This is a genomic window from Jatrophihabitans sp., assembly GCF_046262535.1.
Classification (GTDB): Bacteria; Actinomycetota; Actinomycetes; order Mycobacteriales; family Jatrophihabitantaceae; genus Jatrophihabitans.
This window is the reverse complement of sequence record NZ_JBHEMO010000029.1, coordinates 1-6,663: the sequence shown is the minus strand read 5'-3', so window position 1 is coordinate 6,663 and position 6,663 is coordinate 1. Positions and strand designations below refer to the sequence as shown.

The 6,663-nt window shown below is 67.3% G+C and carries 8 protein-coding genes and 1 pseudogene; 7 read left to right on the top strand and 2 right to left on the bottom strand.

Translation table 11 applies throughout. The features are described from left to right. On the top strand, nt 1–207 hold a 207-nt coding region (locus tag ABR571_RS04595; protein ID WP_409452011.1), incomplete at its 5' end, for an AIR synthase-related protein. Nucleotides 208–351: 144 nt separating this feature from the next. Here the strand turns inward: ABR571_RS04595 and ABR571_RS04590 are convergent. Then, nucleotides 352–540, bottom strand: a complete 189-nt coding sequence (locus tag ABR571_RS04590) for a DUF3073 domain-containing protein (protein ID WP_409452010.1) — start codon at nt 538–540, stop codon at nt 352–354. A gap of 319 nt (nt 541–859) precedes the next feature. On the opposite strand from ABR571_RS04590, the gene ABR571_RS04585 reads away from it, so the two are divergent. From ABR571_RS04585 to ABR571_RS04565, 5 genes are all read left to right on the top strand, one after another. Beyond that, a complete protein-coding gene (locus ABR571_RS04585) occupies nt 860–1,069 on the top strand; it encodes a BldC family transcriptional regulator (protein ID WP_409452009.1) in 210 nt (69 codons plus the stop codon). A 138-nt stretch (nt 1,070–1,207) separates the two neighbouring features. Next, nucleotides 1,208–2,851, top strand: coding sequence for an AMP-binding protein (locus ABR571_RS04580; RefSeq protein ID WP_409452008.1), 1,644 nt, complete (start codon nt 1,208–1,210; stop codon nt 2,849–2,851). Between the two features lie 89 nt (nt 2,852–2,940). After that, nucleotides 2,941–3,462 (top strand): MarR family winged helix-turn-helix transcriptional regulator, encoded by a 522-nt coding sequence (locus ABR571_RS04575; RefSeq protein WP_409452007.1) that lies wholly within the window; start codon nt 2,941–2,943, stop codon nt 3,460–3,462. After that, entirely contained in the window at nt 3,462–5,141 is a 1,680-nt protein-coding gene (locus tag ABR571_RS04570; RefSeq protein ID WP_409452006.1) for an MDR family MFS transporter, read from the top strand. The genes ABR571_RS04575 and ABR571_RS04570 overlap by 1 nt, the downstream gene beginning before the upstream one ends. Nucleotides 5,142–5,260: 119 nt before the next feature. Then, entirely contained in the window at nt 5,261–5,677 is a 417-nt protein-coding gene (locus ABR571_RS04565; RefSeq protein WP_409452005.1) for a cyclic nucleotide-binding domain-containing protein, read from the top strand. A 3-nt stretch (nt 5,678–5,680) separates the two neighbouring features. Here the strand turns inward: ABR571_RS04565 and ABR571_RS04560 are convergent, their stop codons facing one another. After that, a complete protein-coding gene (locus tag ABR571_RS04560; protein WP_409452004.1) occupies nt 5,681–6,421 on the bottom strand; it encodes an SGNH/GDSL hydrolase family protein in 741 nt (246 codons plus the stop codon). Between the two features lie 76 nt (nt 6,422–6,497). On the opposite strand from ABR571_RS04560, the pseudogene ABR571_RS04555 reads away from it, so the two are divergent. Then, nucleotides 6,498–6,663 (top strand): annotated as a pseudogene (locus tag ABR571_RS04555) (low molecular weight phosphatase family protein); the annotation flags it as partial.

Here is a 6,663-nt window from a genome sequence, read left to right as displayed (position 1 = left end):
GAGCTGGAGCTGACCTTCAACCTCGGAGTCGGCATGGTCGCGGTCGTGCCCGCCGCGAGAGCGGCGGACGCCCTGGCGCTGTTGTCCGCCCGCGGCGTGCCGGCGTGGGAGATGGGCCGCCTCCAGGCGTCGGGCGCCGACGATCCGTCCGCTCCGACGACCGAATTGGTCGCGAACTACGCCGGAATCGCCTCGACCTGGTGTTAGCGTGCCGTCGCGACCCGACCTAAGTGGGCACGGATTGACCACCACGGCTCTTGACCGGTTGGGGACTGACGCCTAGCGGGAAGCGGGCAGAGTGCCGGTGGAACAAGGCCGAAAGACTCTGGCCAACGACGGTCGGGGTCCGGATCAGCGGTCGGTACCGGTCCAGTCTTCGTACTCGTCATCCACAGCGTCCGGCTCCGGGCCGGCGCCGGACGAGTCCGGCTTCGAGACGCCGAGTTCGCGCTGGAGCGCGTCGAGGTCCGCGAAATGGGTGCTGTACTTCAGTTCTCGGGCCACCTTTTGCTGCTTGGCCTTGGCACGGCCTCGCCCCATGGCTCGACCCCCTCGCTCACGCGCTCATCCGACGAGGAGCCCGTGACTGGAAGGTCAGCTGCTCCGCCGGGGAAGTTGTCATATCGTGCGTCAAGCGTACTCCGCGCATAACTTCCGCCGCACGCCGGTGATCAGTGTCCAGAACTGTCCAAGACGTCCGTATTTGTCCGCCGGGAAAACCGGACAGGCGGGGCGTGCATGGCACAGAGTGGACAGTTGAGCGCGCAGCTATAGCCGGTGCAACTTCACCTTCTGCATACTTGCGTCGTTCACGTGGAACAGGACTCCCCGTGACATTCCACAGAAAGGGCGGCACCACATGACGACGATCCGCCATCGTCCCGAAACCGAGGCTCTGCTTACCCCGTCTGAGGTTGCGACGCTGTTCCGCGTCGACCCGAAGACCGTGACGCGCTGGGCCAAGGCCGGCAAGCTCACCTCGATCCGCACGCTGGGCGGCCACCGCCGCTACCGCGAGACCGAGGTCCGCTCCCTGCTCGACGGGAACACGGCAGCAGTAGAAAGCTAGTACGAAGCCTTTCGAGCCTGAGGCTCATCCACGCAAACAACGGCGACGCCGTCCACGTGCCCGATCCGGGCCCGTCGACGGCGTCGTTTGTACGTGCGGGGGCTGTCGGCGGGGCTCTTGCCGTCCTACCGTGGATTCATGACCGTGCCTCTGTCCTACGCCAGCGGGACGTCCACGAGACCGCTGCTCGGCGAGACGATCGACGCGAATCTGCGCCGGACCGTCGCGCACTTCGGGGACCGCGAAGCGCTGGTCGACGTGCCGACCGGCCGACGCTGGACCTACGCCCAACTCGACGAGGCCGTCGACGAGGTAGCCCGCGGGCTGCTCGCCCGCGGCATCGACGCCGGCGACCGGGTGGGCATCTGGGCACCCAACTGCGCCGAATGGTTCGTGACGCAGTACGCCACCGCGCGGATCGGCGCCATCCTCGTCAACATCAACCCGGCTTACCGCACCCACGAGCTCGAGTACGTCCTGCGCCAGGCCGGGATCGGCACGCTCATCGCGGCGCTGGAGTTCAAGACCAGCGATTACCGCGCGATGGTCGAACAGGTGCGTCCGTCACTCGAGACGCTGCGCGACGTCATCTATCTCGGCGACGCGACGTGGGACGCGCTGCTCGCCGACGCCGTGCCGGTCGGTGCCGACGAGGTGGCCCGGCGTTCGGCGCAGCTGTCCTTCGACGACCCGATCAACATCCAGTACACCTCGGGGACGACCGGATTTCCCAAGGGCGCGACGCTCAGCCATCACAACATCCTCAACAACGGCTACTTCGTCGGTGAGGGGATGGGCTACACCGAGGTCGACCGCATCTGCGTTCCGGTGCCCTTCTATCACTGCTTCGGCATGGTCATGGGAAACCTGGGCGCCACCTCGCACGGCGCGTGCATCGTCATCCCGGCGCCCGGTTTCGATCCGGCGGCCACGCTGCAGGCCGTTCAGGACGAGAAGTGCACGTCCCTCTATGGCGTGCCGACGATGTTCATCGCCGAACTGGGCCTGGACAACTTCGCCACCTACGACCTGAGCTCACTGCGGACGGGCTGCATGGCCGGCTCCCCCTGCCCGGTCGAGGTGATGAAGCGCGTCATCACCGAGATGAACATGGAGGAGGTGACGATCGCCTACGGCATGACCGAGACGTCCCCCGTCTCGACGCAGACCCGCAAGGACGACTCGCTGGACCGGCGCACCTCGACGGTCGGCCGGGTGCACCCGCACGTCGAGGTGATGGTCGTCGACCCGGAGACGAACCTGCCCGTGCCGTGCGGCCAGCCGGGCGAGTTCTGCACCCGGGCGTACTCGGTGATGCTCGGCTACTGGAACGAGCCGGAGAAGACGGCCGAGGTCCTGCGCAACGGCTGGATGCACACCGGCGACCTCGCCACAATGGACAGCGAGGGCTACGTCAACATCGTCGGGCGGATCAAGGATCTGGTCATCCGCGGCGGCGAGAACGTCTACCCGCGCGAGGTCGAGGAGTTCCTGTACACGCACCCCGACATCGTCGACGCGCAGGTGATTGGTGTGCCGGACGAGAAGTACGGCGAGGAACTCATGGCCTGGGTCCGGCTGCGCGAGGGAGCTTCGCTCGACGCCGAGGCGCTACGGGCGTTCTGCTCGGGCAAGCTCGCGCACTACAAGATCCCGCGCTACGTGCACGTCGTCGACGAGTTCCCGATGACGGTGACCGGCAAGGTCCGCAAGGTCGAGATGCGCGAGCGGGCCGTCGAGATCCTCGGGCTGGGCGACGCCGCCGCCGTCGAGCACGCCTGAACCGGACGGGACAAGCCGGCGCAAACCGGGAACGGGAATAGTTGTAGGCTGCAACTAGTTGCACCGTGCATCTAACCCGGAAGAAGCCCATGACCGATCTCGCCATGTCCCCGAGCGCCGCTGCGGTTGCCGCGCCCGAGGTTGCCGCTGTCGCCGACAGCGTTATGGGGCTGGTTCGCGCCTTCACCAGGGCGCGAGCGCGCATGCTGGCCGCGGCCGCGACCGACGTCGAGTGGTCGGCCCATCTGCTGCTGAAGCAGATCCGAGCCGACGGCCCCGCGCGCGCCGCCAGCTTGTCCGACGCGCTGCGGGCCGATCCGTCCACCGTCAGCCGGCAGGTCTCCACGCTGGTCAAGGACGGCTTGCTGGAGCGCCGGCCCGACCCCGACGACGGGCGGGCCAGCCTGCTCGCGCTGACTGCCAAGGCGGAGGCACTGCTCGCGGAGCATGATCAGAAACGGATGGAGCGTTTCGCCGAGATGCTCGACGGGTGGAGCGAAGCCGATCTTCGGCGCTTCGCCACCATGTTGAGCCGGTTCACCGATGCCTTCGAGTCGGCGCACGGCAGCTGGTTCAAGGACGCCGAACACCCAGCAGGGAGCAGTAACTGATGCCCACCTCGACCACCCAGCCGACGAATGTCTCGGTGGAGCCCGGCGGCCTGAGCCACAAGCAGATCATGACGATCCTGTCCGGGCTGATGCTCGGCATGTTCCTGGCCGCACTGGACCAGACGATCGTCTCGACGGCGATCCGCACGATCGGCGACGACCTCAACGGCCTTTCGGTGCAGGCTTGGGTGACGACCGCGTTCCTCATCACCTCGACGATCTCGACGCCGCTGTTCGGCAAACTGTCCGACATCTACGGTCGCAAGCCGTTCTACATGCTGGCGATCACGATCTTCATCGTCGGATCCGCGCTCTGCGGGCTTGCGCAGAACATGTACATGTTGGCGGCCTTCCGAGCCTTCCAGGGGATCGGCGCAGGCGGCATCATGCCGCTCGCCCTGGCGATCATCGGCGACATCATCCCGCCGCGTCAGCGAGCCAAGTACCAGGGCTACTTCATGGCCGTATTCGCGACCTCCTCCGTGCTGGGACCGGTGATCGGCGGCTTTTTCGCCGGCCAGAGCAGCATCCTCGGCGCCCCGGGCTGGCGCTGGATCTTCTACATCAACGTCCCCATCGGCATCTTCGCGCTGTTCGTTGTGACCCGCGTGCTGCATCTCGATCACAACCGCCGCCAGCACCGCATCGACTGGACCGGCGCGGGAATGCTGGTCGTCGGTCTCGTGCCCCTGCTGATCATCGCCGAGCAGGGCCGGACGTGGGGGTGGAGCTCGCCGGGTGCGTACGCCTGCTACCTGCTCGGCGTCGCCGGTCTGGCCGCCTTCGTCCGGGTCGAGGCCCGGATGGGCGACGAAGCTCTGTTGCCGCTACGGCTGTTCCGCAACCACGTTTTCGCCCAAGGGTCGGGCCAGGCGTTGATCGTCGGCATGGGCATGTTCGGGGGGATCGCCTCCATCCCGCTGTACCTGCAGATCGTCAAGGGCGCGTCGCCCACGAAGGCCGGTCTGCTGCTGCTGCCGATGATCTTCGGCATGATGGCGGCGTCGCTGGCCTCCGGGCAGTTCACCTCACGCACCGGCCGCTACAAGATTTTCCCGGTCGTCGGCTCCATATTCATGGTGTTCGGCCTGCTGCTCATGACGCGGATCGGAGCGGACACCCCCCTCTGGCAGGCCGACATCTACATGGCCATCTTCGGCCTCGGCCTCGGCATGAACATGCAGAGCATCGTGCTGGCGATGCAGAACGCGGTGGACCCGCGCGACATGGGTGTAGCCACGTCGGCGGTCACGTTCTTCCGGCAGGTGGGCGGTTCGCTGGGCACCGCGGTGTTCTTGTCGATCTTGTTCACCCGAGCTGCCACGAACATCCCGCACGAGCTGGCCAAGAACGGCGTCCAGGTGCCCAAGGGATCGTTCAACCTCAACGACACGAGCCGCCTGGCCAGCCTGCCGATGCAGGTCCGGCACCCGATCCTGGTCGGATTCTCAGACTCGATGGACACCGTCTTCCTCGTCGGTGCCTTCGTCCTGGTCATCGGGGTCGTGCTGTCCGTGATGATGAAAGAGGTCCCGCTGCGGGCGGTGTCGGGCCAGCAAGCGCGTGCGGCGGCTGACGCGGAGGTCACCTCAGTGGCTAGTGGCGCCGCCGTCGACGTGCCCCCGGCGGGGCCCGAAGCCGGGCCCGGCGGGGACCGGCCCGCCCCGGCCGGACGGTAACCGGCGTCTCATCGCGTCCCCGGTCACTTCGTTTCGAAGAGCGCCCTCCGTTTTGGTGCCTTAGGCTCGGCGTTCATCGGGCTGCGGAGGGGCGCGCCCTGACCGAGAGCGAGGGCGACATGCCGCATGGCGAGAAGCGCGAACTGGTCGCAAAGCTGAGCGGATACCCGGTATTCGCGCAATGCGGACGAGACGACATCTCCGCGCTCGTCGACGCCGGCGGGCCATTCGCGCTGCCGTCCGGTTGGCCCATGGTGCAAGAGGGCATCCCGGCCGACGCCTGCTACGTGATCATGAACGGGACGGCGCTCGTGTTCCACCAGCGCGAGCAGATCGCCACACTCGGGGAGGGCGACGTCGTCGGCGAGATGGCGCTGCTCGGTGGCGGCCAACGCCGGGCCACCGTCACCACGTCGACTCGTGTCAGCGGATTGCGGATCGAGAACGATGCGCTGCGGCCGGTGCTGGCCAAGCATCCGAGGATCGCCGAAGCGTTCCGCGCGGTGTACGACGCCCACAGCGCCAAGCCGTCCTGACGCTCAGCTCTCGGTGACGAGCGGGCGCAGCCTCGGCTCGAGGGCGCGGGCGATGGCCCGATGTCCGGCGGTGTTCGGATCGGCGTCGTCGGCCATGTAATCCGAGTGGCCGTGCAGCGGATCGGCGAGGCCGATGTAGGTGCCCCCCGCCTTTGTCACAGCTGTCTTCACCATCTGGGCCAAAGCCGTGAGCTGCCGGGGCGGGTCGCTGTCGCCCCAGAACGGCCTGACGGCGATGAGATGCGCTTGCGGAAGCTTCTCGTGCAAGGTCGTGAACAGCTTCGCCACGGCGGCGCTGAGGGTGTCTTGATCGACCTCCTCAAGGACGTCGTTCCGCCCACCGGTGACCACGACGACGTCGGGACGGGCGTCGACCACCGCGGCGATCAGGTCGGCGTAGCTCTTTCCGTCGGGGCCCTTCTTCGCATAGCCGGCCCCGTCGTGCCCGATGTTCGTCTCGCTCGCGTTGAGGTCGTCGGCCACGAGCGAGCTGAACCGCTTGCTCTTGGCGCTCGCGCCCTTGCCGCTCGTGTAGTCGTCGCCGACGAAGGCGATGACGGGCGTGTGGCTCACCGGCGCGGTGCTGGCCGCCGCCGTGGGCGCTGAGCCGGCCGTCGTCAGGACGTAACCCGGAGTCTGGCCGGCGTGTTCCACGGGGTCTCGATGCGCGATGACGTAGCCCGCGACAGCGAAAACGACGACGGCTGCGGAAACCGCGACCGCTGCCTGAGTCCGCTGCTGCACGGGTATCAGGCTACGGTCGCGGACTCGCTGGCCCCGGGATGTCGACCGGATCAGGTCGGCGTTGCCCCATCCGGCGGTGGCCTACTCTCGATGTGTGGCGTTTGCGGTGCTCTTCGTATGCACCGGGAATGTCTGCCGCTCGCCGTTGGCCGAACGACTCATGCGCGCGCGGCTTGCGCCTGGCCTTCCGGTTGCCGTCTCGAGCGCCGGCACGATGGGCTTATCGGGTTACCCGATCGACC

What these genes read in the sequence shown, in the direction of transcription:
- ABR571_RS04590 (WP_409452010.1), bottom strand. Translation starts at nt 540, where the DNA reads ATGGGGCGAGGCCGTGCCAAGGCCAAGCAGCAAAAGGTGGCCCGAGAA.
- ABR571_RS04585 (WP_409452009.1), top strand. Translation starts at nt 860, where the DNA reads ATGACGACGATCCGCCATCGTCCCGAAACCGAGGCTCTGCTTACCCCG.
- ABR571_RS04580 (WP_409452008.1), top strand. Translation starts at nt 1,208, where the DNA reads ATGACCGTGCCTCTGTCCTACGCCAGCGGGACGTCCACGAGACCGCTG.
- ABR571_RS04575 (WP_409452007.1), top strand. Translation starts at nt 2,941, where the DNA reads ATGACCGATCTCGCCATGTCCCCGAGCGCCGCTGCGGTTGCCGCGCCC.
- ABR571_RS04570 (WP_409452006.1), top strand. Translation starts at nt 3,462, where the DNA reads ATGCCCACCTCGACCACCCAGCCGACGAATGTCTCGGTGGAGCCCGGC.
- ABR571_RS04565 (WP_409452005.1), top strand. Translation starts at nt 5,261, where the DNA reads ATGCCGCATGGCGAGAAGCGCGAACTGGTCGCAAAGCTGAGCGGATAC.